This window comes from Streptomyces sp. NPDC050448 (assembly GCF_040655295.1).
Classification (GTDB): domain Bacteria; phylum Actinomycetota; class Actinomycetes; order Streptomycetales; family Streptomycetaceae; genus Streptomyces.
This window is the reverse complement of the sequence record NZ_JBFAJR010000018.1, coordinates 96,108-121,693: the sequence shown is the minus strand read 5'-3', so window position 1 is coordinate 121,693 and position 25,586 is coordinate 96,108. Positions and strand designations below refer to the sequence as shown.

Below are 25,586 nucleotides of genomic sequence, written 5' to 3'. Positions count from 1 at the left end.
TAGACCACGTGCCAGGGGGGCCCATGAGGCATGTCCATTTTCCTGCGCAAAGACTGGCCGCAGCAGCCGCTGAATCGGCGGGGCTCGCGGCCGCCCCGGCGAGGCGGCTCGGCGACAAGGCCCGCTGGTACCTTCCCGCCGCCCTCACGGCCGACTTCCTCGGCGCCGCAGTCCCCGTAGGGCTGGTCTTCGAGGCGGCGCAGCAGGTCCGGCCGGTGTACTGCGCCCTCGGCGCGGCCCTGGCGTGGACCGGCGTACAGGCGGTGCGCCGGCGTTACGCCGCCCGCGCGCTCGGAGAATCCCGCGGCGTGCTGCCCGTCGTGCACGACTGGCTGATTCTGATCGGTGTCCTGGCCGTGGCCCGCGTGGTGACCGGCGAGAGCACCCCCAGGCTGTCCGCGCTCGGCGCCCTGCTGCCTGCCCTCCTCATCACCGTGGCCTGCCACAAGCTGACCTACCGCCACCTCTCGGCGGCCCGCCGCGAGGCCCACGCCGTGAGCCGGGTCCTGGTGGTCGGCGAACCCGGCGCGGCCGAGTCCGTCATCGAGCATCTGGCCGCGCGCACCGACCACCCGTACGTCGTCGTCGGCGTGGTGCCGGTCGGAGCCGGCCCGCTCGAGGGCGGGGTGCCCGTCGCGGCCCGGCTCGACGCGGCCGCGCCCGAGGCTCCCACCGCGGACTCCGCCGCCCTGCTCGGCGCCGTCCGCAGCCACCACGCCGACCTCGTGCTGGTCGCCCCGGGCGCGCGGATCGCGGGGGAGCGGCTGCGCAAGGTCGCGTGGGCGCTGCACGACGCAGGCCTGGAACTCGCCGTCTTCCCCGGGCTCGTGGAGGTCTCCGTCAAGCGGCTGGAGACCCTGTCCGCGGGCGGGCTCGCCGTGCTGCGGGTGGCGCCGCCGGTGAGCCGTGGCGTCCAGACCCTGCTCAAGTCGGTCCTCGACCGCACAGGTGCGGCGGCCGGGCTGCTGCTGCTCTCCCCGGTCTTCCTCGCCATCGTCCTGGCGATCCGCCTCGGCTCCCGCGGCCCGGCGTTCTACCGGCAGCGGCGCATCGGGCGCGACGGGGTCCCGTTCGTCATGTGGAAGTTCCGCACCATGGTCGTGGACGCGGACCGGCTCAAGAGCAAGCTGTCCGGCGACAACGAGAACGACGGCCTGATGTTCAAGATCCGTCGCGACCCCCGGGTGACCCGCGTGGGCCGGCTGCTGCGCCGCACCTCCATGGACGAACTGCCGCAGCTGTTCAACGTACTGAGCGGGCACATGTCGCTGGTCGGCCCGCGCCCGCCGCTGCCGGAGGAGGTGGCCCAGTACGACGAGGTCGAACTGCGCCGGCTCACCGTGCGGCCGGGCATGACCGGGCTGTGGCAGATCAGCGGACGGTCCGACCTCTCCTGGGACGAGACGATCCAGCTCGATCTGCAGTACGTCGACAACTGGTCGTTCACCAGCGATGTCGACGTCATGGGCCGTACCCTCCGCGCCGTCGTCGACGGTCGCGGAGCGTACTGAGGGGCCGCACCACGTGCCGCCCCGTTCAGCCCTGCTCGCGCCACCACCGGTAGGTGGAGGCGATGCCGTCCCGCAGCCCGATCTCCGGCTTCCAGCCCAGCGAGGTCAGGCGCGTGACGTCCAGGAGCTTGCGCGGCGTGCCGTCCGGCTTGGACGTGTCCCAGGCGAGCCGGCCCCGGAAGCCGGTCACCTCGGCGACGGTCTCGGCGAGGGCCTTGATGGTGAGGTCCTCGCCGCAGCCGATGTTGACCGGCTCGTCGCCGTCGTAGCTGCCGAGCAGCACCGCGCAGGCGGCCGCCAGGTCGTCCACGTGCAGGAACTCCCGGCGCGGGGTGCCGCTGCCCCACAGGGTGACCTCGTCGCGGCCCTCGGCGGCGGCCTCGTGGAAGCGCCGGATCAGGGCGGGCAGCACGTGCGAGGTCTCGAGGTCGAAGTTGTCGCCCGGCCCGTAGAGGTTCGTGGGCATGGCCGAGATGTACGAGGCCCCGTACTGCTTGCGGTACGACTGGACCTGGACGATGCCGGCGATCTTCGCCAGGGCGTACGCCTCGTTGGTCGGCTCCAGCGGGCCCGTCAGGAGGGCGTCCTCGCTGATGGGTTGCGGGGCCAGCTTCGGGTAGATGCACGAGGAGCCGAGGAACAGCAGGCGGCCGACCCCGGCGGCGTGCGCGCCGCCGATGACGCTGAGCTGGATCTTGAGGTTGTCCTCGAGGAACTGCACCGGGTACGTGCTGTTGGCCATGATCCCGCCGACCTTGGCGGCGGCCAGCACGACGGCGTCGGGGCGGACGTCCTTCAGGTACGCCCCGGTCGCCGCCGCATCGCGCAGGTCGAGGTCGGCGCGGCCCCGGGTGAGCACCTCGTGGCCGTCGGCGGTGAGCCGGCGGGCGACCGCGGACCCCACGAGGCCGCGGTGGCCCGCGACGAAGACGCGGGCGTTCGGGGGCAGGAGCGGCAGCGAACTTGTCATACCGCCGATGATGCCAGTCCGCGTCCGCGGTTTCGGCGGGGGTCCGCGCCCCGTGACTCCGTCCCCGGCCCGGCGCTCCCGCCCGGTCGGCCGCCGCCCGTTCGGCTCCGGCCCGGGGCCGCTGAGGCGCCCAACCCCTGGGCGAGGCCGCCCCGTCGGCACTCCACCCTGCCCGCGGCGCGTCCCGCGCCGCGCATCCGGCATGCGGGACCAGGCCCGACAGCGGCTGCGGCGGAATCCGGCGCAAAGACGTTCGGACCGGGCGTGTACGGTACGCATCCAGCCCCCGGGCCGCGGCCCGACAGCTCGGTGCGCCGCCCCCTGCCAGGGCCCGCCCCACACCCACCCGAGGCGCAGCCTCACCACGACCGACACGACCAACAGGGGGACCCCACATGGGCAAGACCGCACTGATAACCGGCGTCACCGGGCAGGACGGCTCCTACCTCTCCGAGCTGCTGCTCTCCAAGGGCTACACGGTGCACGGCCTCGTGCGGCGGTCCTCCAGCTTCAACACCGAGCGGATCGACCACATCTACCAGGACCCGCAGACCGCGAACCGGTCCTTCGTCCTGCACCACGCCGACCTCTCCGACGGCGTCGCGCTCGTGAACCTGCTCCGCGAGATCAGGCCCGACGAGGTCTACAACCTCGGCGCCCAGTCGCACGTGCGGGTGTCCTTCGACGCCCCCCTCTACACCGGCGACGTGACCGGCCTCGGCGCGCTGCGGCTGCTCGAGGCGATCCGGGCCAGCGGTGTGGACACCCGGATCTACCAGGCCTCGTCCTCGGAGATGTTCGGGGCCACCCCGCCCCCGCAGAACGAGAAGACCCCGTTCCACCCGCGCAGCCCGTACGGCGCCGCCAAGGTCTTCGCGTACTGGACCACGGTGAACTACCGCGAGGCGTACGACATGTTCGCCGTCAACGGGATCCTCTTCAACCACGAGTCCCCGCGCCGCGGCGAGACCTTCGTGACCCGCAAGATCACCCGCGCGGTCGCCCGCATCAAGGCCGGCCTGCAGGAGCACCTCTACCTCGGCAACCTCGACGCGGTCCGCGACTGGGGCTACGCCCCCGAGTACGTGGACGCCATGTGGCGGATGCTCCAGCAGGACGAGCCGACCGACTACGTCGTCGCCACGGGCGTCGCCGCCACGGTCCGCGAGTTCGTCGAGTCGTCCTTCGCCCACGCGGGCCTCGACTGGGCCGAGCACGTGCGCTACGACCCCAAGTACGAGCGCCCGAGCGAGGTCGACGCCCTCATCGGCGACGCCTCCAAGGCCAACGCGCTGCTTGGCTGGAAGCCGACGGTTCTGGTGGCCGAACTGGCGCGGATCATGGTCGACGCCGACATCCGGCAGGTCGAGGACCAACTGGCGGGCGTGACCGTCCGTATCGACCGCTGAGGCCTTTGATTTCCCCTACGATTTGCCGTGTCCCGGTCATCTCTACAGGCCTCTGTGGGTCTGACCGGGGCGACCTGCCCTATGTCCGTTGCGCACCCTCCATGCTGAACCCTGTTGATTCCAAGTTGGTATGCAATGGGTCAAGGGAGATGGCCGGGCCCTCGCGGGAGCCCTAGTCTGCGCCAGTACATATGGCTGTTCGGATAGTTCCAGCCATCAAAACCGGGCGATTGCCCTGGGGGGCTCATGCGTAGATCCAGAGGGCTGACTGCTGCCCTCGCCCTGTCACTGGCCGGCGCAGGCACCGGCATAGGTCTGGTGCTGATGCCCGAGGCGTCCGCCATCACGCCTCCCGTGGCATTCACCGCCGACGAACTGCCCACCTGGCAGCCGAACGGCATCGTCTTCGCGATGGCCGAGGCGAACGGCACCGTCTTCGCGGGCGGCACCTTCTCGGCCGTCCGTCCGCCCGACGGCGCCGGCGGCACCGAGCAGGAAGCGGTGAACTTCGTGGCGCTCGACGCCGCGACGGGCAACCCGACCTCGTGCAAGCTCGCCTTCACCGTCGGCGACGGCAGCGCGACCGTGCGTACGCTGGTCGTCTCCAAGGACAAGAAGACCCTGTACGCGGGCGGGTACTTCGGCGCCGTCAACGGCACCCCGGTCTCCAGCCTCGCCGCGATCGACATCGCGAGCTGCACCCCCAAGGCCGCCTTCCACCCGGGCTTCCCCGCCACCGTGCGCGGACTCGCCGTCTCCGACGACACCCTGTACGCGGCCGGCGACTTCGGCACGGTCGAGGGCCAGACCCGCGAGCGGTTCGCCGCGGTCGACGCCGGCTCCGGTGCGCTCAAGCCCTTCGTCGCCAACGCCGACGAGCCCGGCCGCGCGGTCGAGGTCACCCCGGACGGCAAGAACGTCCTCCTGGGCGGTGACTTCTTCTCGGTCAACGGCTCCAACACGCACGCGCTGGCCGTCGTGAACGCCGACACGGGCGCGGTCGCCAAGACGTACAGCAGCATCCCGTCGAACTCCGTGGTCAAGGACATCGCCACCGACTCGACCGGCTTCTACACCGGCAACGAGGGCTCCGGCGGCGGTGTCTTCGACGGCCGCATCGGCCTCAAGCTGAGCGACTTCAGCGAGAAGTGGCGCGACCGCTGCCTCGGCGCGACGCAGGCCGTGCTGCCGTACGACGGCGTGCTCTACAGCTCCTCGCACGCGCACGACTGCTCCCTCGAGGGACAGTTCCCCGACGGCAAGCGCAACTTCCTGAACGCGCAGCTGACCGACTACGAAGGCGCCGCCCCCGCGCCCGTGGACGGCTTCGTGCGCAGCCCGCGCAAGCTCGGCTGGCACCCCACCGCCAACGACGGCATCGGCGAGGGCATCGGCCCGCGCGTCATGAGCATCGCCGAGAAGAACGACGTCAAGTACATGTGGGTCGGCGGCGAGTTCACCGCCATCAACGGCAAGCCCCAGCAGGCGCTCACCCGCTTCGCCTCCACCGGCGACGTCGGCGCCCCCACGACCCCGGTCGCGAGCGCCGGCAGCGTCAAGCCCGGTGAGGTCCAGGTCCGCTGGCGCACCAGCTACGACGCGGACGACAGCAAGCTGACGTACCGGATCTACCGCAACGGCTCCGCCAGCCCCATCGCCACCGTCACCGCCGAGTCCCTGGAGTGGGAGCGCCCGCAGGCCTCCTGGAACGACACCACGGTCAAGGCCGGCCAGTCGTACACCTACCGCGTGACGGCCACCGACGCGGCGGGCAACACCAGCGCCCTGTCGGCCACCGCCTCGGTCACGGTCCCGACCTCGGTCCAGTCGTACCCGGACCAGGTCCGCGCCGACGGCGCCAACCTGTACTGGCGCTACGACGACACCGTCAGCCCGTACGTCGCCGACTCCTCGGTCGGCGGCAACACCAGCGGCGTCCAGCTCAACGCCCCGGCCCTGCGCCAGACGCCCGGCGCGATCAGCGGCACCAGCACGGCGATGGGCTTCAACGGCACCAGCCAGCAGGTGTACAGCGACCACCGCCAGACGGTGGGCAACGCCTTCTCCGTCGAGACGTGGTTCAAGACCAACACCACGCGCGGCGGCAAGCTGATCGGCTTCGGCAACAACACCACGCGCAACAGCGGCTCGTACGACAAGCAGATCTACATGACCAACACCGGTCGTCTGGTCTTCGGCGTCTACAGCGGCACGACCCGCACCGTCTCCACCGGTCTGCTCGACACGTACAACGACAACAAGTGGCACCACGTCGTCGGAGCCATGGGCCCGGGCGGCATGGAGCTGATCGTCGACGGGCAGAGCAAGGGCACGCTGAACAGCGTCACCAGCTCCACGTCGTACGAGGGCTACTGGCACGTCGGCGGCGACAACCTCGGCAACTGGCCGACCAAGCCGACGAGCAACTTCTTCGCCGGCCAGATCGACGAGACGGCCGTCTACCCGAAGGCGCTCACGGCGGCCCAGGCCAAGAACCACTACGACCTGGCCAAGGCGCCCTCCGACACGGTCTCCAAGGTCTCCGCGACCGAGGACACCTACGTCAACCAGGGCGCCCCGAGCGCCGCCTACGGCGCGTCCACCTCGCTCGCGGTGCGCGGCACCTCGGCGTACGAGACGTACCTGCGCTTCAACCTGCCGGCCGCGCCGGCCGGGCAGGTCCTCAAGTCCGCCGCGCTCCAGATCAAGACGTCGACCCAGGCGAGCGCCGGTACGGCCGACACGGTGTCCGTGGTCCCGGTCACCGGCACCTGGAGCGGTGCGGGCACGACGTACAACACCAAGCCCGCCCTCGGCACCACCCCGCTCGGCGCGTTCGCGAGCGTGCCGGACGGCTCGGCGGTCCAGAGCACCCCGCTGGACACCGCCGCGCTCTCCGCGGTGCTGGGCAGCAGCTACGGCATGGCCCTGACGAGCACGGGCACCGACCCGCTGTGGATCTGGTCCATGGAGTCGACGGCCGCGGACGCCGCTCCGCAGCTCGTCCTCACCTTCGGCTCGAAGTAGCCGTCTGACGGAGTGCGGGGCCCGGCCGTTCCACGCCGGGCCCCGCACTCCTGTCTCACCCGAGTCCCAACCGCGTCCCAACCGCGTCCCACCCGATCAACCGGCAAGTACGGGAGCCCCTGATGTACCGACGCTCCGCCGCGGCTGCTGTTCTGCTGGCCGCAGCTCTGACCCTGACCGCCTGCAGCTCGGGCGGCGACGGCAAGGCCGACGCCGCGGCGGCGAAGCCGAAGCCGCCGGCCTCGTCGGCGGCCGCGGACCCGGCGGACGCCCCGGCGACGGCGTCGCCCGACGCGAAGCCGACGGGACCGGTCCTGCCGGACGCGAAGCTCATCCCGAAGACGGGCAGCTTCAAGCCCAACGAGAAGCAGTACCTGAGCGGGCGGGTCCCGGAGAAGATGGACCCGGCGGCGGTCCTGCAGACCGGCCAGGAGTCCTGCCAGCGGGTGGAGCGCACCGCGAAGCGCGACAAGGACGCGGCGACCGGGGCCATCGTCGCCGGGGAGATCCCGGGGGCGAAGGACGCGATCACCTACCTGTGCCCGGAGCAGAAGCCGATCCTGGACGCGGCCTCCAAGGGCTTCGGCGACGGCACCCGCCAGTCGCCTGCGGCGGGCACGTACCGGGCGCTGACCCAGAGCACGACGTGCAGCTGGGAGGCCAGGGGCAAGGACGGCTCGGTCCTGGCCTCGGGCCCGGAGACGGCCCCGAAGGCCGGCGAGAAGATCACGGCAACGATCCTGTCGGGCACGACCGAGTTCACGTCGACGGGCTGCTACGCCTGGATCCCGGCGTAAAGCCCCGCCGCCGCTGTACGGATACGCCCCCGAGGCCGATGGTTCGGCCTCGGGGGCGTCGCGTTTCCGCCCCGCCGCCGTTTGAGGTGCGGGTCCGGCGGAACCCGGGGAACGGGGGAAGGGCGGATTCGTCCTAGCCCCGCAGGGCGCTCTCGTACACCGGGAGGAGGGTGTCCAGGACCGAGTCCATCGAGTAGGACTCCGCGGCCAGTGTGCGGGCGGCCGCCGAGGCCGTGGCGTTGGACTGCGGGTCCAGGAGGGCGAGGACCGCCTCCGACACCCCCGCCGGGCCGGGCGCGACCGCCCGCCCCGCCCCCGCGGAGGCGATCTCGCGGGCCAGCCCGTTCGAGTGCGTGACCACCGACGGGACGCCCACGGACAGGGCCTCCAGGACCGACATCGGGAACGGCTCGTCGACCGAGGGCAGGACGTACACGTGCGCCCGGCGCAGCTCCGCCAGGACCTCGGCGGTGGACAGCGCGCCCGGCACCGTGAAGCGGGCGCCGAGGCCCAGCTCGGCGATGCGGGCGCGGACCGCCGGCAGTTCGCCCTCGTCGGGGCCGGCCACCACGAACTCCGCCTCGGGGTGCGCCGCCAGGATCGCCGGGGCCGCGTCCACGAAGTCCACCGGGCGCTTACGGGCCTGCAGGCGCGCCGAGTACAGGATGCGCGGGGGACCGGACGGCACCGGGCGCTCGTCCTGCGCGGGGGTGCCGTTCACCAGGCGGACCGCCCCGGGCAGCGGGGAGCCCACCACCGCGTCGAGGCCCTCCCGTTCGTGCGGGGTCAGGTACAGCACCGCGTCCGCGCCGCGCAGCAGCCGGCGTACGGCCACCGCGTCCAGCACCTTGGCCAGCAGCTTCTCGCTCGGGTCCACCATCCCGTGGGTCTGCAGCACCAGCGGCTTGCCCGCCCGCAGCGCCGCGAGGGCCACCGGCAAGGTCACCAGGTCCCGCGCCAGGTGGACGTGGACCACGTCCGCGTCCCGGACCAGCCGCCCCGCCGAGGCCAGCAGGGCCGGGGAGGTCATCCCGCTGAAGCCCAGGGGGAGGATGCGCCGGGCCGGGAACAGCTTCGCCGGCACCCCCTCCACGGCGGTCGGCCACGGGTCCGGGAAGCCTTCGCCGAGCGCCAGCAGGCCGGCCTCGTGGCCGCGCGCCCGCAGCCCCTTGGCCAGGTTCAGCGCGACCCGGACCGGCCCGCCGAAGGCGTGCGAGGGGGAGTGCAGAGTGACGGCGTGCAGGACTCTCACTTGGGCTCCTCGACCAGGCGGCGCTGCCCGTCCATCGTCTGCAGGGTCAGTGCAGGAAGGTTTCTGTGGATCACCGAACCGGCGCCCGCCACCGCGCAGCGGCCCACCGTGACCCCGGCCAGCACGGTCGCCCGTACGGCCACCCACGCGCCGTCCTCGACCACGATCGGCGCGTTGCGGTAGCGGAAGTCGGCGGCCCGGTGGTCGTGCGAGCCGGTGCACAGCATGGCTTCCTGCGAGATGCAGACGTTCGACCCGACGGTCACCGGCTCCAGGTTCAGCAGCCAGGCGCCCTCGCCGATCCACGTGTGGTCCCCGACGGTGAGCTTCCACGGCCACAGCACCCGCACCTTGTGCCGGATCAGCACGCCCTCGCCGATCTGCGCGCCGAACGCCCGCAGCAGCGCGACCCGCAACCGGGCCGGGCAGAACCACGCCATGAACAGCGTGTTCATCACGGCGAACCAGAGCGCCTGCGTCAGCAGCCCGCGCCCCTTGTCGTATCCGGCCAGCGTGAAGGCAGGAAGATCACGCAACTGTCGCCCCTCATCGTGCTCTGCAGGCGTGCCTCCCCTGGCGCCGCCCGCTCAGACTAGACTGCGCGCGGACCAGGCACATGGGGTGGGGGCGGCAGTGGCAACGGACATACGCAAGCCCTCCGTGACCCCGCCGGCCAACGAGCCCGAGGACGAGCACAAGTGGGGCCGGGTCACCACCCCGCGCACCCTGCTCTCCCGCGCGCTGTCCGTCCCGCTCATCCTCGGCTTCACCGTCTTCCTGCCGCTCTTCGTGGCCGTCCAGTCCGGCGACGGCCAGCGCGACGCGGCCTTCTGGCTCCAGCTCCTGCTCACGATGTACGCGGGCGCCCGGCTCTCCGCGATGGTCCTCACCAGCCGCCGCAAGCTGCTCCAGGGCTCGTTCTGGCTCTTCGTCTACATGGCGATGGGCGTGGCCCCGCTCGCGCAGGCCGTCCTCGGCCGGGTCCCGACCCCCGTGGTCGGCCCCCGCTCCGACCTCACCATCGCGATCGGACTGGTCCTGCTCGGCTGCACGGCGTTCGACGTCGGCGTCCTGCTCGCCCGCCACCGGCCGGCCGGCCGGGCCGGCGGCTCCCCGAAGGAGCCGCGCCCGGTCATGGCCCACCGGCGCCGCCTCCAACTGCTCACCGGGCTCGCCTTCCTGTGCAGCGCGGCCTTCATCGTGAAGCTCGGCGGCCCGGCGGTCTTCTTCTCCAGCCGCCAGGAGATCATCGCGGGCATCGAGGAGGCCGGCGTCTCCAACGGCGACGGCCAGGCCGGCCAGGCGCTGCTGCGCGGCTTCGGCACCGTCCCGGCGCTGCTGGCCCTGCTGCTGTACACGCGCTGGCTGATCACCTCGACGTACGCCCGCCGCAAGGTCTCGGTCATCGTCGTCTGGGGGGCGCTCGCCCTGCTGAACCTGGTGGTCAACAACCCGATCTCGAACCCTCGGTACTGGTTCCTGACGGTCATGTTCGCGCTGCTCTTCACCGTCTTCCCGGTGAGCGCCGCGATGTACCGGGTCGCGCTGTCGATGGCGGTGGTGATCGCCCTGCTCGTGTTCCCGTTCGCGGACCGCTTCCGGTACGACGAGAAGAACTACAAGCCGGTCGAGACGACGTCGTTCCTGGAGCCGATGGCGCTGAAGGACTACGACCAGATCGGCATGTTCGCGAACACCATCACCTACTCGAACTCCGGCCCCGGGCACCTGTACGGGCGCCAGCTCGCCGGATCCCTCTTCTTCGCGGTGCCGCGCTCGGTCTGGCCCGGCAAGCCGAAGGACACCGGCGTGATGATCGGCGAGTGGATGGGGACGGTCAACACCAACCTCTCCTCCCCGATCTGGGCCGAACTGTGGCTCGACTTCGGGCCGCTGGGCATGGGCGCCGGGCTGCTGGGCGTGGGGTACGCGTCCGCGCGCGTGGACCGCCGGTACGCGAAGCGCGCCACCCGCCGCTCCCCGCCGGGCAGCCTGATCTCGGTGGTGGTCCCGCTGGTGGCGGGCTACTCGTTCATCCTGCTGCGGGGGCCGCTGCTGCAGGCATCCGGGCGAGTGGCGATCGCGGGCCTGTGCCTGGCGCTCGTCGCGACGTACCGCCAGGACAAGTCCACCACCCTCCGCTGACCCCCGCTGCCGGGCCGGGCCCCGAACCCCGGCGGGCCGGGGGGAGGAGCCCGCGCAGCGGCGGCCCTCCGGGTGGCCGGCGCTGACCGGCTCGGCCGGGGCCGGGCCCTCCGGATGCCGGAGGCGGCCGGCTCACGCGGAGCCGCAGGGCAGGGGGCGGGACGGTCCGCAGGGTCACGCCGGCGTGGTGACCGGTTCTGCCGGGGCCCGGAGACGGGAGACGCGGAGCCAGGCCGCCACGGCCTTGAGGGCCGAGCCCGCCGCCAGGCCCCACGCGGCGCCGGCCGCGCCGCCCACCGCGTACCCCCCGAGCAGCAGGGCCACCGACAGCAGCGAGAACACCACCTGCAACGACAGCGTGGCCTTCGGGTTGAGCACCCGCAGGGTCAGCAGTGCGCACGTGCCCAGCCCCATCACCGCGTACTGCGCCCCCGTCGCCGGCAGCAGAGCCGCCGCGGCCGCCCAGGTCTCGCCCAGCAGCTGCCGCCCCACCCGCTGCGGCAGCGCGTACAGCACGGCCCCCCACCCGGCGCCGAGCACCGCCAGCACGCCGCCCATCAGCACGGTCATCCGGACCACGCCCCGCTTGCCCGAAGCCCGCCCCACCACCGGCGGCCCGAACGCGTTCGCCGAGTTGAACAGCACGTTCAGCGGCCCGAACAGGGTGGTCGCACCCCGCAGCGCGCCCACGGCCAGCGGGGTCGCGAAGACGCCGAGGCCGAGCACCGCGAGCTGGCTGGAGCCGTTGCCCACCGCGAACTCGACCACGAACCGCTGCCCCAGGTGGCCGCGCCGCAGGTACGGCCGCAGGTCGGCCCGCGCCCCCTGCACGTACGGGCGCAGCAGGAACAGGCCGAGCGCGAGCGCCGGAAGCGCGGAGACACCCCACACCAGAACCAGCCGGCCCGCCGAGGCCCCCTCGGGCTGGAGCAGCAGCGCGGCGACGACGCACGCCAGTCGCAGCGCGTCCGCGGCCAGCGCCCGCTCGGGGGTGCGCAGCGCGGAGAAGCAGTACCGCAGCCCGTCCTGGACGAGCACCAGCGGCAGTACGAGGCCCAGCGCGAGGAAGGCCCAGCCGCCGGCCCCCGGCAGGGCGATGCCGACGACGGCCAGCGCTGCGCCCACCGCCGCCGAGGCGGCCCCGGTGAACGCGAGGCCCGAGCGGCAGACCGCGCCGAGCCGCTCCTCGTCCTTCTCCAGCACCACCGTCTGGCCGACGTACGCCATGTTCAGTCCGAGGAGCACGCTGAAGGTCACGTACACCATCGAGAAGTCGGCGAAGCCGGATGCCGAGGACAGCCGGGCGGCCAGCACGAGCACCAGGATGTTGGTCGCGCTGGACGCGGCCTGGTCCAGGATCGAGGAGACGGCGGCGAGGCCGCGCCGGCTCATCTGCGGCCCATGCGCACCGTGCGCAGGGCCACCGTGTCCGTGCCGTCGCCCGGGATGTGCTGCTCGGGCTCGCCCTGCCGGTGCGCCTGGCCGGGCTGGTTCGGCTCCCGCGTGAGCGGCTGCGGCGCGGCCGGCCGGGAGGCCCGGGCCGGGGCGGCCGAGCCCTTCGGCTTGCCGCCGCGGCCGCGCTTCTCGCCCGGCAGCGGGGCGTGCAGCACCGCGCCGAGCACCGTGCCGCCGGCGCCGCTGATCAGCTCACGGATCCGGGACAGGTCGCTGCGGTGGACGGCGCGCGGGTCGCAGACGACCAGGACGCCGTCGACGCGGTCGACGAGCGCGAGGGCGTCGGCGTACGAGAGCACGGGCGGCGCGAGCACGACGACGGTGGAGTTGGGGGAGTCGGCCTCGGAGATCAGCCGGGTGGCGCGCGGAGAGGTCAGTGCCCGGGCCACGTTGCGGACCGGCTCGCCCGGGATCAGGTCGAACGCGCCCGACTCCCCGGCGTCGACGACGAGTTGGCGTCCGTCGGGCCAGTCGGAGTCGCCGTGCGCCGCGGAGTGCCCGTCGGCCGCCGGGCCGCCGGGCGGCTGGCTCCAGCGCGGCCGTCCGCCGGCGCCGGTCGGCAGCTGGCTGGCCAGCACCGGCGTGCGCAGGTCGGCCTCGATGAGCAGGACGTCCTTGCCGGTCTCCGCGAAGGAGGCGGCCAGGTTCACGGCCGCGGCGGCGGCGGTCTCGCTGCTGCCGCGCGGGGCGACGACGAGCAGTCGGCGCCGGTCGGCGAAACGGGAGTCGTAGGCGAGCCGGAAGGCCACCGAGCGGAACTCCTCGGCGAGCCGGGGGTCCTCCTCGCCGGCCGCGAGGAGCGGCCCGCCGCCGGTCTTGGGCCGCGGCAGGTAGCCGAGTACGGGTGCGCGCAGGGCCCGCGCGACATCGCCCTCGGAGCGCGGCGAGGGGTCGAAGACGAGCCGGACCCACGCGGCGAGGAGGCCGAGGGCGAGGCCCACGGCCGCGCCGAGCGCGAGCGCCATCGGGATGCCCGGGCCGTCGGCGGCGGACGGCGGGGTGGCGGCGCTGGTGACGCGGCCCGGGGTCATGTCCAGGGCCTGGAGCTTGGCGATGTTGCTGTTGAGCGTGTTGACCTTGCTCTGGAGGTCGGTCTTCGAGGAGTACGCGGCGTCGCGCCCCGGACCGGCCGGCATGCTGTTGATCTGCTTGACGAGCTCGTCGAGGTTCTTGGCGACCGGATCGCGCTGGTCCTGGTACCCCTTGACCATCTTGTCGCGGGTCACGTCGAGGGATTCCTGCCGCTTGAGCAGGTAGGCCTCGGTCATCGCGTTGGCGCGGGTGGCGGCCTCCTTGGGGGAGGACGCGGTGTAGGTGAAGCGCAGCACCATCGTCTGCGGCGGGTTGGTCACCTGGAGGCCGCTGCGCAGCCCGGCGAAGTCCTTCGCGGACACGCCGAGCTTCTTCGCGGCCTCGTTGGCTATGGAGGAGCTGAGCGCGACCTGCCGCTCCGAGCCGATGTTGATCGCCTTGTCGGGGGCGAGGCTCGGGTTGAACGGGTCGTCGGTGGGTGCGCGCAGCACGATGTCCGCGGTCGCGACATAGGTGTCGGACGTGGAGACGCCGAGGTAGACGCCGCCCAGCAGGCCGATGCCGATACCCGCCCCGAGCAGGCGGCGGTAGCGCAGGAGCTGCTTGAACTGGTCCCTGAGGAGATCCGGTTCGTCGTCGGCCGGGACCGACGCAGGGCGGTTGGTCTCGATCACGTCTGCGGACCCCCAAGTGCTTCGTCTATCAGTGCGTCGATGCGGGCCAGGCCCGCGTCACGGCTCAGGTGGGCCGCCACGTGGCGTGGCCCGGCCGCCCCCAGTGCATCCGCGCCCTCGGGGTCCTCGGCCAGGGCCCGTACGGCCTTCAGCAGGGCGTGGGGGTCCTCCGGCGGTACGAGCACCCCCGCGCCCGAGCGTTCCACTTCCTGGGCGGTACCGCCCTCCGCCGCGACGGAGGCGACGACGGGCCGGCCGGCCTGGAAGTAGGAGGTCAGTTTGGACGGCACGCTCATGTCGAGCACGGCCGCGTGCTGCGTCACGGCGAGCACATCCGCCGCCGCGAGGATATCCGGGAACTCTCCATCGGCGGCAGGGGGGATGATGTCCAGGTTCGGTACGTCGGCCGCGAGGTCGGCGAGGGCCGAGCGCTGGCTGCCGTCGCCCATGAGGACGAAGCGGACGCCCGGATCCAGGCGGGCGGCGCCGACGAGCACCTCGAGGCCCTGCTTGAGGCCCATGTTCCCGGAGTGCAGGACGACGGGCTGGCCGGGCGCCCAGCCGAGGTGGCGGCGGGTCTGGCCGCGCGGCTTGGTGGGCTGCGGGACGTGGGACCAGTTGGGGACGAGGCGGATCTTCTTCGGGTCCACGCCCATGCCGACGACCCGGTCCACGAAGGTCTCGTGGATGACGCCGACCAGGGTGGCCCGCTTCAGGGCGTACGCCTCCGCGCGCCCGGCGATCGCGGCCGCCTTGTCGCCGCCGCTGATCCCGCTCTGCGCGGCGGCCGCGCCCATCAGGTCCTGGACGACCGGGATGTACGGGACCTTCCAGCGCGCGGCGAGCCGGGCGGCGACGACGCCGCCGGCCAGGCTGGGCATCTGGGCCATGACCGCGTCCGGGCGCGGCATCCGGGGCGGGGCCACGGTGCCGTGCAGCAGAATCGATCCTTCAAACAGGGCCCGCTTGACGGCGGTCTGGCGGGGCGGCACGGTGTGTGCACGCCGGTGCAAGGTGACCCCAGCGCGCTGTTCCGTGCGCCGGAGCGCCCCCTGGTACTCCGGCTCCAACGACCATGACGGATAGTGCGGCATGCCGGCGAGGACATGCGTGTCGTGGCCGAGATCCGCCCAGTGCTCCGCGATCTGGGTGGCGTACGGCCCAATCCCCGCGTGCTCGGGAGCGTAATTGGTGGAAACCAGCAGCAGGCGCCGGTGACCGGATCTCGACACTGAACGTCCCCTTCTCCCCTGGATGATGCGCACGTCACCCTATTCGTTCACCGGCAGGCTGCGGAACGTGCACGCTATTGTCTGCTAATCCGCCGCGCCGGGGGGGCGCGGCTGCTGGGGGGTAACTCATGACGGAGCGCGACATGTCCGACCTTGGCGCACCCGCGCACAGTCCGTACCGGGTCGGGTATGCCCCGGGCGCCTACGACCTGTTCCATATCGGACATCTCAATATCCTTCGGCACGCCCGGAGTCAGTGCGACTACCTGGTGGCCGGAGTGGTCTCCGACGAGATGGCGGAACTGGCCAAGGGCCGCCGCCCGATGATCCCGCTCGTCGAACGGCTGGAAATCGTCCGCAGCGTGAAGTACGTGGACGCGGCCTTCGTCGAAACGGTCCCGGACAAGGTGGAGACCTGGAAGCAGGTCCGCTTCGACGTGATCTTCAAGGGTGACGACTGGCGGGGCACCCCCAAGGGCGACAAGCTGGAGAAGGACTTCGCCGCCGTCGGCGTCGACGTCGTCTACTTCCCCTACACGGTGCACACCTCCAGCACCCAGCTGCGCCGGGCGCTGGACGCGCTGTCCGAGCCGCTCAGCGCCGAACGCTGCTGACCGGCGCGGCCCGAGCGGTGCGGCTCAGCGCGGTACGGCGCTGAGCTCCCGAAACCACTTCGCGAGGAACGCCACCAGGAACAGCCCGGCGACCGCGCCGAGCCCCGCGTACGCCCAGCGGAACAGCCCCCCACCCCCGAGCGCCAGGAACACCAGGCAGAACACCCCGTAGTCCACGGGCAGCAGCGCCACCGCCCGCAGGGTCGACGGTGCGGCGGCGGGGCTCCCCGGCGTCGGCCGGGGCTTGAGCTTGTCGGTCAGCAGCCCGCCGAAGAAGGTGACGACCGAGGCGAACTGGAAGCCCAGCGGCACCAGCAGCCAGCCGTTCCCGCCCGTCCCGTACGCCTCGGGGAAGCGGTAGAACGCGATCAGCACGCAGGTGTGCAGGGCGGTCAGCTTGGCGCAGTCCACGACGTGGTCGAGCCATTCGCCCGCCGCGCTGCCGCCCCCGCGCAGCCGGGCCAGCTGCCCGTCGGCGGAGTCGAAGGCGAAGCCCACGGCGAGTGCGGCCCACACGGCGATGCCCAGCCCCCACGAGGGCGCGGCGAGCGCGACGGCGGTCACGGCGGCGAAGCTGAAGACGGCGCTGACCAGCGTCACCTGGTTCGGGGTCAGCCCGAGCGCATACGACACGGCGGCCAGGTACCGCCCCGCCGGCCGGTTGACGAACCGCGAATAGAGGGACACCCCCTTCGCCGACTTCTGCGCCCCGCGCAGCTCCCGCAGCGCGGTCCCGACTTTCGCCATGCGTACCCCTGATTCCCTGCGGTGGCACACGTGTACGGGTGCACGTGTGTACGAGGGCACATCATCGCAGGGCGAGTGCAGGTTCCCGCTCCGGTTCCCTGCGGACGTCCGGGAGCAGCAGTACGGAGAGATTTGCCGCGGCGCTGAGGGCGGCCGCCACCAGCAGTGGCGCCGCCGTCCCGGTGACCCCCGCCAGCGGCGCCGCCACCGCCAGCCCCAGCGGCCGGGCGGCGAAGGAGATCAGGGTGTCGAAGGAGCCGACCCGCCCCAGCGTCTCCACCGGGATGCGGCGCTGCATCTCGGTCTCCCACAAGGGGCTCAGCACGCCCAGGCCGAACATCGCGACGAAGAAGGCGGTCGCCGTCACCGCCGCGGGCAGCCGCAGCGCGAGGGCCGTGAGTGGCAGGGCCTGCGCCGAGGCCCCGAGGGCCACCCCGTACAGCGGCCGCCGCACGGGCAGCCGGCCGGCCGCCCAGACCCCGACGAGCATGCCGACCGTGCCCACCTGGGCGATGACCACCCAGGTCGCCGCGCCGCCCAGGCTCTGTACGGCGATCAGCGGCCCCAGGGTGAGCAGCAGGCCGGCCGCGAGATGCCAGACCCCGTGGGCGAGCACATTGGCCAGGAACCAGGGGTGGCGCCGGGTCTCGGACCAGCCGGCCCGCAGCTCGGCGGTGAACCCGGCGCGGGCGCGCATGCGCGGGGCCGGGGCGGTCCGCAGCCCGCCGAGGGTGAGCGCGGAGGCGGCGAACAGCGCGCCGGTCAGCAGGGAGGACCAGCCGGCGCCGAGGGCCAGCATCATCGTGCCCGCGGCGGCGGGCCCCGCCATCTGCGCGAGCCCGGTCGCCACCCCCAGCCGGGAGTTGACCCGCAGCCGGCCCTCGGCGGGGACGACCGCGGCGACGAGCGAGCGGGCGGAGGGGTTGCCGAAGGCGACGCCGGCGCCGGTGGCCGCCGCCAGGGCCGCCAGCTCGGGGATCCGTACCGGACCGGCCAGCAGCAGGGCCCCGGTCGCGCACTGCGCGCAGGCGCGCACCAGATCGGCGGCCAGGACGACCCGCCGGGCGGGGAGGCGGTCGGCTGCCACGCCCGCGACGGGCAGCAGGAGCAGCATCGGGAGCAGTTCGCTCGCGAGCACGATGCCGAGGTCTCCCGCCGAACCGGTGCGCACGACGGCCAGGGTGAGGGTGGTGGGGATCAGGGCGCCGGCGAAGGCCGCGAAGGTGCGCCCGGCGAGGAGCCGCCAGATCGACGAGGTCATGACAGCAGATATTATTTCGCCAGCGAATCATTCGTCAACGAAGCATCGGCTCCGGGGTGCGATACTTCCGACCATGGACACGGAGTACGCCGAGGATTCGGTCGACCGGCACATCGCCCGCTGGAGCGGCAAGGTCCCCTTCGACGTGCCCACCGAAGCGGTCATCACGCGGATCCAGCTCCTGGCCAAGCACGTGAAGTACGGCAAGGAACGGGCCCTGGCCGAGACCGGACTCCAGGATTTCGAGTTCGAGACCATGCACCGGCTCGCCTCCCGCGGCACACCCTGGCGGGCCCCCTCCGCCGAGCTCGCCGCCGAACTGCTGCTCTCCCCGGCCGGGATGACCGGCCGCCTCGACACCCTGGAGAAGTCGGGGCTGGTCCGCCGGGTGCGCGCCTCCGGGGACCGCCGCCGGGTCGACGTGGAGCTGACCGAGGACGGCCACCGGCGCTGGACCGAAGCCATGCGCTGGCGCGGGATCGCCGAGGCGGAGATGATCGAACCCCTCGACGACGGGGAACGGGCCGCGCTCTGCGCCCTCCTCAAGCGGATGCTGCTGCACGTCGAGGAGAAGCAGGAGAAGTAGCGGCCGGTTCCGCCGCCCCCGGCCCAGGCCCCCCGGCCCAGGGCCCCCTTCGGCCCAGGCCCCCCGGCCCAGGGCCCCCTTCGGCCCAGGCCCCTCGGCCCAGGTCCCCCGGCCCGCGATCCCGGCCCGGTTTCCTCAGCCCACCACGCGCAGCAGCAGCACCGACCGCGCCGGCACCGTCAGCGTCTCCCCGCCCCGGTGCCGGGTGCCGGGAGGCGCGGCCTGGTCCTCCCGCGCGGTGTCCAGCACCAGTTCGTACTCCGCCGCCCACGGCGCGCCCGGCAGCGCCCACGCCACCGGCCGGTCCCCGGTGTGCAGCAGCGCCAGGAAACTGTCGTCGCTCACCTGCCGCCCCCGCTCGTCGCGGCCCGGGATGTCCCGCCCCGACAGGTACATCCCGAGCGCGGCGGCCGGCGCGTACCAGTCCCGCTCCGTCATCTCCGCGCCCGCCGGGGTGAACCAGGCCAGGTCCCGCAGCCCGTCCGCGCCCTGCGGCCGCCCCGAGAAGAACGCACGCCGGCGCAGCACCGGATGCTCCTGGCGCAGCGCCACCAGCCGCGCGGCCAGCGCGAACAGCTCCCGCCAGGCCGGGTCCTCCAGCAGCGACCAGTCCACCCAGCCCGTCTCGTTGTCCTGGCAGTACGCGTTGTTGTTGCCGCCCTGCGTCCGGCCGAACTCGTCGCCCGCGACCAGCATCGGCACCCCGGTGGACAGCAGCAGCGTGGTCAGCAGATTGCGCAGCTGCCGCCGCCGCAGCACCCCGATCCGCGCGTCCGTGCCCCCCGGCGGATCTCCCTCCACCCCGCAGTTCCACGAGCGGTTGTCGTTGGTCCCGTCACGGCCCGCCTCCCCGTTGGCCTCGTTGTGCTTGCGCTCGTACGACACGAGGTCGCGCAGGGTGAAGCCGTCGTGCGCCGTCACGAAGTTCACCGAGGCGTACGGCCTCCGCCCGCCCCACGCGTACAGGTCGCTGGAGCCCGACAGCCGGTACCCGAGGTCCCGTACATCGGGGAGCGCACCCCGCCAGAAATCCCGCACGGCATCCCGGTACCGGTCGTTCCACTCCGTCCACAGCGGCGGGAACGCCCCCACCTGGTAGCCGCCCGAGCCCACGTCCCACGGCTCGGCGATCAGCTTGACCCGCCGCAGCACCGGGTCCTGGGCGATCACCGCCAGGAACGGCGACAGCATGTCCACGTCGTGCATCGAGCGGGCCAGCGCCGCCGCCAGGTCGAATCGGAAGCCGTCCACCCCCATCTCCGTGACCCAGTAGCGCAGGGAGTCCGTGATGAGGCGCAGCACGTGCGGGCGCCCGGCGTGCAGGGTGTTCCCGCAGCCCGTGTAGTCGGCGTACCGGCGCTGGTCGGACTGGAGCCGGTAGTAGCCCCGGTTGTCGATGCCGCGCAGCGACAGCGTCGGGCCCAGCTCGCCCGCCTCCGCCGTGTGGTTGTAGACCACGTCGAGGATGACCTCGATCCCGGCCGCGTGCAGGGCCTTCACCATCCGCTTGAACTCGCCGACCTGCTGCCCGGCCGTACCGGACGAGGAGTAGCCGGCGTGCGGGGCGAAGTAGCCGATCGAGTTGTAGCCCCAGTAGTTGCGCAGCCCCCGGCGCAGCAGGTGGTCCTCGTGCGCGAACTGGTGCACCGGCAGCAGTTCGACCGCCGTCACCCCGAGCCGGGTCAGGTGCTCGATCGCCGCCGGATGGGCGAGGCCCGCGTACGTGCCGCGCAGCCCTTCGGGAATACCCGGATGGCGCATCGTGAACCCGCGCACGTGCAGCTCGTAGATCACCGAATCGGCCCACGGGGTCTTCGGCCGGACGTCGTCCGCCCAGTCGTCGTCATCGTGGACCACGATCCCCTTGGGGACGTACGGTGCCGAATCGCGGTCGTCGCGCACGGTGTCCGCGATGTACTGCTGGGGCCAGTCGCGGACGTGCCCGTACACCTCCGGCGGCAGCACGAAGTCGCCGTCGACGGCCCGCGCGTACGGGTCCAGCAGCAGCTTCGCCGGATTGAACCGGGCCCCCGTCCACGGGTCCCAGCGGCCGTGCACCCGGAACCCGTACCGCTGCCCGGGGCGCACACCGGGCAGGAAGCCGTGCCAGATCTCGTGCGTCAGCTCGGTCAGCGCGCACCGGGTCTCGGCGCCCTCCGCGTCGAAGAGGCACAGCTCCACCGCTTCCGCGCCCTGGGCCCACAGCGCGAAGTTGGTGCCCGCCGTCCCGTCCGGGCCGGTGCGAAAACGCGCCCCCAGGGGGTGCGAGGACCCCGGCCACACCGGGGGCCCCGCGCGCGTGACGGCCTGTAAGGCCGACTCGCGGTCCGGTGCCACCGCGCCGTTCACCCGGCCGTTGACGTGCGGGACGGGCGGCGCGGCCCCGCCGCTCCGCACCGCGTCCACGGCCTCCACTGCCTCCATGGCGGTGGCATCCACCGCCTCTTGCTCGGCTGCGCTCGACACTGCCCGCCTCCACGGCTCCTGGTACCGGCGGGGGTGTGGGGAGTGCAGCCCCGGCGTCCCGGCCTGGGCCCGCCCCCGTCTGGTCCTTCCCACTGTTCTGCCCGGACAGATCTGCCCGGAACGTGGCCCGCGCTCACGTTTCCCCCGGAGGGGGCCGGTCGTTGGAGGGATCGTGACACTTCTGACGAGGCGGGCAGGGGCGGGCTTGGCCGCCGTGGCGGCATCGGCGGCCCTGCTGGGCGGCCTGGCCGGATGCACCGGGAGCGGCGGGTCCCCGGTCGAGATCCAGCTCCCCGGCAAACCCCGGTCGCCCGACGAGGCCATCCGGATCACCCCGGCGGACAACGCCAAGGGGGTCCCGGCCGAAGGCCCGCTGACGGTCAGAGTGCCGGAGGGCCGCCTCGAGCGGGTCGTGGTCACCAAGGTCGAGGACGCCCAGGAGGAGCGCGTCCCGGGAGCCATCGCCCCCGACGGCCTCAGCTGGAGTCCCGACTCCGAGGGCGGCAGGCTCGCGCTCGCCGCCAAGTACACCGTGGACGCGGTCGCCCTCGACGGCCACAACCGCCGCCAGGCCCGGCACACCACCTTCACCACCTATGTCCCCGAGGAGCGGTTCATCGGCTACTTCAAGCCCGAGAACCGCTCCACCGTCGGCACCGGCATGATCGTCTCCTTCAACTTCAACCGGTCGATCGCGAACCGCGCCGACGTCGAGCGGGCCATCACCATCACCTCCAAGCCCCCGGTGGAGGTCACCGGCCACTGGTTCGGCCACGAGCGTCTCGACTTCCGGCCCAAGCAGTACTGGAAGCCCGGTACCGAGATCACCGTCAAGATGAAGCTGCGGGACGTGCAGGGCGCGCCCGGCTCGTACGGCATCCAGGACAAGGCCGTCACCTTCACGGTCGGCCGCTCCCAGGTGTCCACCGTGGACGCGGAGACGCACACGATGGAGGTCCGCCGCGACGGAAAGCTGGTCTCCACCCTCCCGATCAGCGCCGGAGCCCCCAAGAACACCACCTACAACGGGAAAATGGTGGTGCTGGAGATGTTCGACGTGACCCGGATGAACGGCCAGACCGTCGGCTTCGGCGGCGAGTACGACATCCCCGACGTCCCGCACGCCATCCGGCTCACCACCTCCGGAACCTTCCTGCACGGGAACTACTGGGCCAGCCCCGACACCTTCGGCTCCACCAACACCAGCCACGGCTGCGTGGGGCTGCGCGACGACAAGGGCGGCGGCTCGGACACCCCGGCCGGCTGGTTCTTCGACCGGACCCTGGTCGGGGACGTGGTGGAGGTGGTCAACTCGCAGGACAAGACGGTGGCCCCGAACAACGGGCTGGGCGGCTGGAACATGTCCTGGGCGGACTGGGCCGCGGGCTCTGCCCTCGGCTGACGCACCGGGAGACCGGCTGCGACCCCGACACGCCGGTCTTTCCCCACTCTTGGGACGGAACGGTGACAAGACCGTTTCTCTTCGTGATCCCCCCGTGTGATTTCCTGTCGGCAAGCGCGCGACTGTCCGCGCGCGGGGGACATGGGGAGAAGAAGAGTGAACCTGCAGCCGATACGCGGCCGCGCCCGCCGCACCGGCCTGCCGGCCCTCCTGCTCGGAGCGGCACTGCTGCTCACCAGTGCGTGCAGCGGGGGCGGTAACACCGGCGGCGGAGGCGGCGACAACGGGGGCGGTGGCGGAGGCGGCAAGACCGGTACCGAGGCATCGAAGGCCGTTGTCAACGTCAAGCCGGACGACGGCTCCAAGGAGGTCGCCACCAGCGGCATCCTGAAGATATCCAGCACCGGTGGCAAGCTCACCACGGTGACCGTCGCCGACACCAAGGGCAACGCCGTCGACGGCAAGCTCGCCGGGGACGGCGCGAGCTGGGAACCCGCGCGCAACCTGGCCGCCGCCACCGAGTACAAGGTGCACGCCGTCGCCAAGGACGAGGCCGGCCGGGAGTCCGCCAAGGACACCACCTTCACCACCCTCACCCCGACGAACACGTTTGTCGGCCACTACACGCCCGAGGACGGCGAGACCGTCGGCGTGGGCATGCCGGTGTCGTTCAACTTCACCCGCGGCATCACCAACACCGAGGCCGTCGAGAAGGCCATCACGGTGACGGCCGAGCCGTCCGTGCCGGTCGAGGGCCACTGGTTCGGCAACGACCGCCTCGACTTCCGCCCCGAGAAGTACTGGGCCGCGGGCACCAAGGTCACCGTGAAGATCGCCCTCGACGGGGTCGAGGGCCGTCCCGGCGTCTACGGCAAGCAGACCCGTACGGTCACCTTCACCATCGGCCGCTCGCAGGTCTCCACGGTCGACGCGAGCGAGCACACGATGCAGGTCGTCCGCGACGGCCAGGTGCTCAAGAACCTCCCGATCACCGCGGGCGGCCCGTCGACGACCACGTACAACGGGCAGATGGTCATCAGCGAGAAGTACAAGGTGACCCGGATGAACGGCGCCACCGTCGGCTTCGGCGGCGAGTACGACATCTCGGACGTCCCGCACGCGATGCGCCTGTCGAATTCGGGCACCTTCGTCCACGGCAACTACTGGGCCTCCTCCGGCACGTTCGGTTCCGAGAACGTCAGCCACGGCTGCGTGGGCCTCAAGGACGTCCGCGGTGCGGGCGACGGCAACCAGCCCGCCGCCTGGTTCTTCGACGAGTCGCTGATCGGCGACGTCGTCGTCGTGAAGAACTCCAAGGACAAGCAGATCGCCCCGGACAACGGCCTCAACGGCTGGAACATGGACTGGGCGGAGTGGATCAAGTAGTCCTCTCCCGTACGTAGTCCGGTGGCCCGGTGCTGTGACCCACAGCACCGGGCCACTTGGTGTTAACCGCGGCTAACCTTCCCCGTATGACCCTCTCTCTCGAAGTCTCCGAAGGCGTCGGCACCCTCCGCCTGGACCGGCCGCCCATGAACGCTCTGGACATCGCCACCCAGGACCGGCTGCGCGAGCTCGCGGTGGAGGCCACTAACCGGGCCGACGTCCGCGCGGTGATCATCTACGGCGGTGAGAAGGTGTTCGCGGCCGGCGCGGACATCAAGGAGATGCAGACGATGGACCACGCGGCGATGGTCGCCCGGTCCCGCGCGCTGCAGGACGCCTTCACGGCCGTGGCGCGGATCCCCAAGCCCGTCGTCGCCGCCGTCACCGGATACGCCCTGGGCGGCGGCTGCGAGCTCGCGCTGTGCGCCGACTACCGGATCGCCGCCGACAACGCGAAGCTCGGCCAGCCCGAGATCCTGCTCGGCCTGATCCCCGGGGCCGGCGGCACCCAGCGGCTGTCCCGGCTGATCGGCCCGTCCAAGGCCAAGGACCTGATCTTCACCGGGCGCATGGTCAAGGCCGACGAGGCGCTCACCCTCGGGCTCGTGGACCGGGTCGTGCCCGCCGCCGAGGTGTACGAGCAGGCGCACGCCTGGGCCGCCAAGCTCGCCCAGGGCCCGGCGATCGCGCTGCGCGCCGCCAAGGAGTGTGTGGACGCGGGTCTGGAGGCGGACATCGACACCGGCCTGACCATCGAACGCAACTGGTTCGCGGGCCTGTTCGCCACCGAGGACCGCGAGCGCGGCATGCGCAGCTTCGTCGAGGAGGGCCCGGGCAAGGCGAAGTTCCTCTAGTCCTCCCTGAGGGTGGATTAGCCAGGCCTTAAAGCAACCTTAAGGACCTGTGGAGACCCACTCGGGGTGATCATCCGGGGGCGGTGTGTCACCGCAGATCAGGGTGGTTTCGCGGCCTTCCGGTTGCCCAACGCACAGGACGGGACGCCCCCTTGGAATCGACCATTCCGGGGGGTGTTTTCCTGCGGAACGGCCCGGACGGGCGTATCGGCCGTCCATGATGGGTTCATGGCGGGCCTGGAGGGTGTGGAACAGCCGCGGCAGCGCAGCAGCGCTTCCGCCGTACGGCTGACGGCGGCTCTTGAGGACGAACAGGGTCTCAAGGCGCTGGAGTTGTACGGGAATCCGGCCGAGGTGGAAGTGAACCTCCCGTCCATGCCCGAGTCGGCGAGCACGGCCCGCCGGCTCACCCGGTACGTGGTGATCCGCTTCTGGGGATTCTCCCCGCAAGTGTCCGAGCACACCGTCCTGCTGGTCTCGGAGCTCGTGGGCAACGCGGTGCGTCACACCGGCGCCCGCTCCTTCGGCTTACGGATGCTGCGGCGGCGCGGCTGGATCCGGGTCGAGGTGCGCGACCCCTCGCGCGGGCTGCCGTGCCTGATGCCGGTCCACGAGCTGGACACCACTGGCCGGGGGCTCTTCCTCGTCGACAAGCTCTCCGACAGGTGGGGCGCCGACCTGCTGCCGCGCGGCAAGATCACCTGGTTCGAGATGCGGGTGGCCGACCGCTGACCCTCCCGCCGCCGCCCCTCGGAACGCCTGAAGC

20 protein-coding genes are annotated in these 25,586 nt (G+C 72.3%); 11 read left to right on the top strand and 9 right to left on the bottom strand.

Annotated features, from left to right (window positions below):
* The first annotated feature begins 23 nt into the window (after positions 1–23).
* Positions 24–1,511 (top strand): sugar transferase, encoded by a 1,488-nt coding sequence (locus AB0I68_RS22080; RefSeq protein ID WP_363179034.1) that lies wholly within the window; start codon positions 24–26, stop codon positions 1,509–1,511.
* 25 nt (positions 1,512–1,536) lie between these two features.
* Here the strand turns inward: AB0I68_RS22080 and AB0I68_RS22075 are convergent, their stop codons facing one another.
* Positions 1,537–2,481: a GDP-L-fucose synthase gene (locus tag AB0I68_RS22075; RefSeq protein WP_363179033.1), complete on the bottom strand. Its 945-nt coding sequence runs from the start codon at positions 2,479–2,481 to the stop codon at positions 1,537–1,539.
* 395 nt (positions 2,482–2,876) lie between these two features.
* Between AB0I68_RS22075 and gmd the strand changes: the two genes are divergently transcribed.
* The 3 genes from gmd (at position 2,877) to AB0I68_RS22060 (ending at position 7,714) form a co-directional block, all read left to right on the top strand.
* The gene (gene gmd, locus AB0I68_RS22070; RefSeq protein WP_363179032.1) at positions 2,877–3,890 is read left to right on the top strand and encodes a GDP-mannose 4,6-dehydratase; all 1,014 of its coding nucleotides are present in this window, start codon (positions 2,877–2,879) and stop codon (positions 3,888–3,890) included.
* Between the two features lie 246 nt (positions 3,891–4,136).
* The gene (locus tag AB0I68_RS22065) at positions 4,137–6,917 is read left to right on the top strand and encodes a DNRLRE domain-containing protein (protein ID WP_363179031.1); all 2,781 of its coding nucleotides are present in this window, start codon (positions 4,137–4,139) and stop codon (positions 6,915–6,917) included.
* A 122-nt stretch (positions 6,918–7,039) separates the two neighbouring features.
* On the top strand, positions 7,040–7,714 hold the full coding sequence (locus AB0I68_RS22060) for a hypothetical protein (RefSeq protein WP_363179030.1): 675 nt from the start codon (positions 7,040–7,042) through the stop codon (positions 7,712–7,714).
* 133 nt (positions 7,715–7,847) lie between these two features.
* Here AB0I68_RS22060 and AB0I68_RS22055 read toward each other — a convergent pair whose 3' ends face one another.
* Entirely contained in the window at positions 7,848–8,966 is a 1,119-nt protein-coding gene (locus tag AB0I68_RS22055; protein WP_363179029.1) for a glycosyltransferase, read from the bottom strand.
* Entirely contained in the window at positions 8,963–9,502 is a 540-nt protein-coding gene (locus AB0I68_RS22050) for a WcaF family extracellular polysaccharide biosynthesis acetyltransferase (protein ID WP_363179028.1), read from the bottom strand. The genes AB0I68_RS22055 and AB0I68_RS22050 overlap by 4 nt, the downstream gene beginning before the upstream one ends.
* Before the next feature lie 124 nt (positions 9,503–9,626).
* Here AB0I68_RS22050 and AB0I68_RS22045 point away from each other — a divergent pair, with 124 nt between their 5' ends.
* Positions 9,627–11,111 (top strand): hypothetical protein, encoded by a 1,485-nt coding sequence (locus AB0I68_RS22045; RefSeq protein ID WP_363179070.1) that lies wholly within the window; start codon positions 9,627–9,629, stop codon positions 11,109–11,111.
* Positions 11,112–11,285: 174 nt separating this feature from the next.
* Here AB0I68_RS22045 and AB0I68_RS22040 read toward each other — a convergent pair whose 3' ends face one another.
* From AB0I68_RS22040 to AB0I68_RS22030, 3 genes are read right to left on the bottom strand one after another with little or no spacing between them, the layout of a single operon-like run.
* Positions 11,286–12,503, bottom strand: a complete 1,218-nt coding sequence (locus AB0I68_RS22040) for a hypothetical protein (RefSeq protein WP_363179027.1) — start codon at positions 12,501–12,503, stop codon at positions 11,286–11,288.
* Entirely contained in the window at positions 12,500–14,272 is a 1,773-nt protein-coding gene (locus AB0I68_RS22035) for a lipopolysaccharide biosynthesis protein (protein WP_363179026.1), read from the bottom strand. The genes AB0I68_RS22040 and AB0I68_RS22035 overlap by 4 nt, the downstream gene beginning before the upstream one ends.
* Positions 14,269–15,474 carry a glycosyltransferase family 4 protein gene (locus AB0I68_RS22030; protein ID WP_363179069.1) on the bottom strand — a complete coding sequence of 402 codons (1,206 nt, stop codon included), beginning with the start codon at positions 15,472–15,474 and terminating at the stop codon, positions 14,269–14,271. The genes AB0I68_RS22035 and AB0I68_RS22030 overlap by 4 nt, the downstream gene beginning before the upstream one ends.
* A gap of 173 nt (positions 15,475–15,647) precedes the next feature.
* Between AB0I68_RS22030 and AB0I68_RS22025 the strand changes: the two genes are divergently transcribed.
* Positions 15,648–16,118 carry an adenylyltransferase/cytidyltransferase family protein gene (locus AB0I68_RS22025; RefSeq protein ID WP_363179025.1) on the top strand — a complete coding sequence of 157 codons (471 nt, stop codon included), beginning with the start codon at positions 15,648–15,650 and terminating at the stop codon, positions 16,116–16,118.
* A gap of 24 nt (positions 16,119–16,142) precedes the next feature.
* Here AB0I68_RS22025 and AB0I68_RS22020 read toward each other — a convergent pair whose 3' ends face one another.
* Together AB0I68_RS22020 and AB0I68_RS22015 are read right to left on the bottom strand one after the other, a co-directional pair.
* Positions 16,143–16,865 carry a CDP-alcohol phosphatidyltransferase family protein gene (locus AB0I68_RS22020; protein WP_363179024.1) on the bottom strand — a complete coding sequence of 241 codons (723 nt, stop codon included), beginning with the start codon at positions 16,863–16,865 and terminating at the stop codon, positions 16,143–16,145.
* Between the two features lie 61 nt (positions 16,866–16,926).
* Positions 16,927–18,126, bottom strand: coding sequence for an MFS transporter (locus AB0I68_RS22015; RefSeq protein ID WP_363179023.1), 1,200 nt, complete (start codon positions 18,124–18,126; stop codon positions 16,927–16,929).
* 73 nt (positions 18,127–18,199) lie between these two features.
* On the opposite strand from AB0I68_RS22015, the gene AB0I68_RS22010 reads away from it, so the two are divergent.
* Complete coding sequence (locus tag AB0I68_RS22010; RefSeq protein ID WP_363179022.1) at positions 18,200–18,712, top strand: MarR family transcriptional regulator; 513 nt, start codon at positions 18,200–18,202, stop codon at positions 18,710–18,712.
* 135 nt (positions 18,713–18,847) lie between these two features.
* Here the strand turns inward: AB0I68_RS22010 and glgX are convergent, their stop codons facing one another.
* On the bottom strand, positions 18,848–21,178 hold the full coding sequence (gene glgX, locus AB0I68_RS22005; protein WP_363179021.1) for a glycogen debranching protein GlgX: 2,331 nt from the start codon (positions 21,176–21,178) through the stop codon (positions 18,848–18,850).
* Positions 21,179–21,359: 181 nt separating this feature from the next.
* Here glgX and AB0I68_RS22000 point away from each other — a divergent pair, with 181 nt between their 5' ends.
* From AB0I68_RS22000 to AB0I68_RS21985, 4 genes are all read left to right on the top strand, one after another.
* Positions 21,360–22,580 carry an Ig-like domain-containing protein gene (locus tag AB0I68_RS22000; RefSeq protein WP_363179068.1) on the top strand — a complete coding sequence of 407 codons (1,221 nt, stop codon included), beginning with the start codon at positions 21,360–21,362 and terminating at the stop codon, positions 22,578–22,580.
* A 162-nt stretch (positions 22,581–22,742) separates the two neighbouring features.
* Positions 22,743–23,966: an Ig-like domain-containing protein gene (locus AB0I68_RS21995; protein WP_363179067.1), complete on the top strand. Its 1,224-nt coding sequence runs from the start codon at positions 22,743–22,745 to the stop codon at positions 23,964–23,966.
* Between the two features lie 86 nt (positions 23,967–24,052).
* Positions 24,053–24,820, top strand: a complete 768-nt coding sequence (locus AB0I68_RS21990; RefSeq protein WP_363179020.1) for an enoyl-CoA hydratase-related protein — start codon at positions 24,053–24,055, stop codon at positions 24,818–24,820.
* 228 nt (positions 24,821–25,048) lie between these two features.
* Positions 25,049–25,552 carry an ATP-binding protein gene (locus tag AB0I68_RS21985; protein WP_363179019.1) on the top strand — a complete coding sequence of 168 codons (504 nt, stop codon included), beginning with the start codon at positions 25,049–25,051 and terminating at the stop codon, positions 25,550–25,552.
* Positions 25,553–25,586 lie beyond the last annotated feature (34 nt).

What these genes read in the sequence shown, in the direction of transcription:
- AB0I68_RS22080 (WP_363179034.1), top strand. Translation starts at nt 24, where the DNA reads ATGAGGCATGTCCATTTTCCTGCGCAAAGACTGGCCGCAGCAGCCGCT.
- AB0I68_RS22075 (WP_363179033.1), bottom strand. Translation starts at nt 2,481, where the DNA reads ATGACAAGTTCGCTGCCGCTCCTGCCCCCGAACGCCCGCGTCTTCGTC.
- gmd (WP_363179032.1), top strand. Translation starts at nt 2,877, where the DNA reads ATGGGCAAGACCGCACTGATAACCGGCGTCACCGGGCAGGACGGCTCC.
- AB0I68_RS22065 (WP_363179031.1), top strand. Translation starts at nt 4,137, where the DNA reads ATGCGTAGATCCAGAGGGCTGACTGCTGCCCTCGCCCTGTCACTGGCC.
- AB0I68_RS22060 (WP_363179030.1), top strand. Translation starts at nt 7,040, where the DNA reads ATGTACCGACGCTCCGCCGCGGCTGCTGTTCTGCTGGCCGCAGCTCTG.
- AB0I68_RS22040 (WP_363179027.1), bottom strand. Translation starts at nt 12,503, where the DNA reads ATGAGCCGGCGCGGCCTCGCCGCCGTCTCCTCGATCCTGGACCAGGCC.
- AB0I68_RS22025 (WP_363179025.1), top strand. Translation starts at nt 15,648, where the DNA reads ATGTCCGACCTTGGCGCACCCGCGCACAGTCCGTACCGGGTCGGGTAT.
- AB0I68_RS22020 (WP_363179024.1), bottom strand. Translation starts at nt 16,865, where the DNA reads ATGGCGAAAGTCGGGACCGCGCTGCGGGAGCTGCGCGGGGCGCAGAAG.
- AB0I68_RS22015 (WP_363179023.1), bottom strand. Translation starts at nt 18,126, where the DNA reads ATGACCTCGTCGATCTGGCGGCTCCTCGCCGGGCGCACCTTCGCGGCC.
- AB0I68_RS22010 (WP_363179022.1), top strand. Translation starts at nt 18,200, where the DNA reads ATGGACACGGAGTACGCCGAGGATTCGGTCGACCGGCACATCGCCCGC.
- AB0I68_RS21990 (WP_363179020.1), top strand. Translation starts at nt 24,053, where the DNA reads ATGACCCTCTCTCTCGAAGTCTCCGAAGGCGTCGGCACCCTCCGCCTG.
- AB0I68_RS21985 (WP_363179019.1), top strand. Translation starts at nt 25,049, where the DNA reads ATGGCGGGCCTGGAGGGTGTGGAACAGCCGCGGCAGCGCAGCAGCGCT.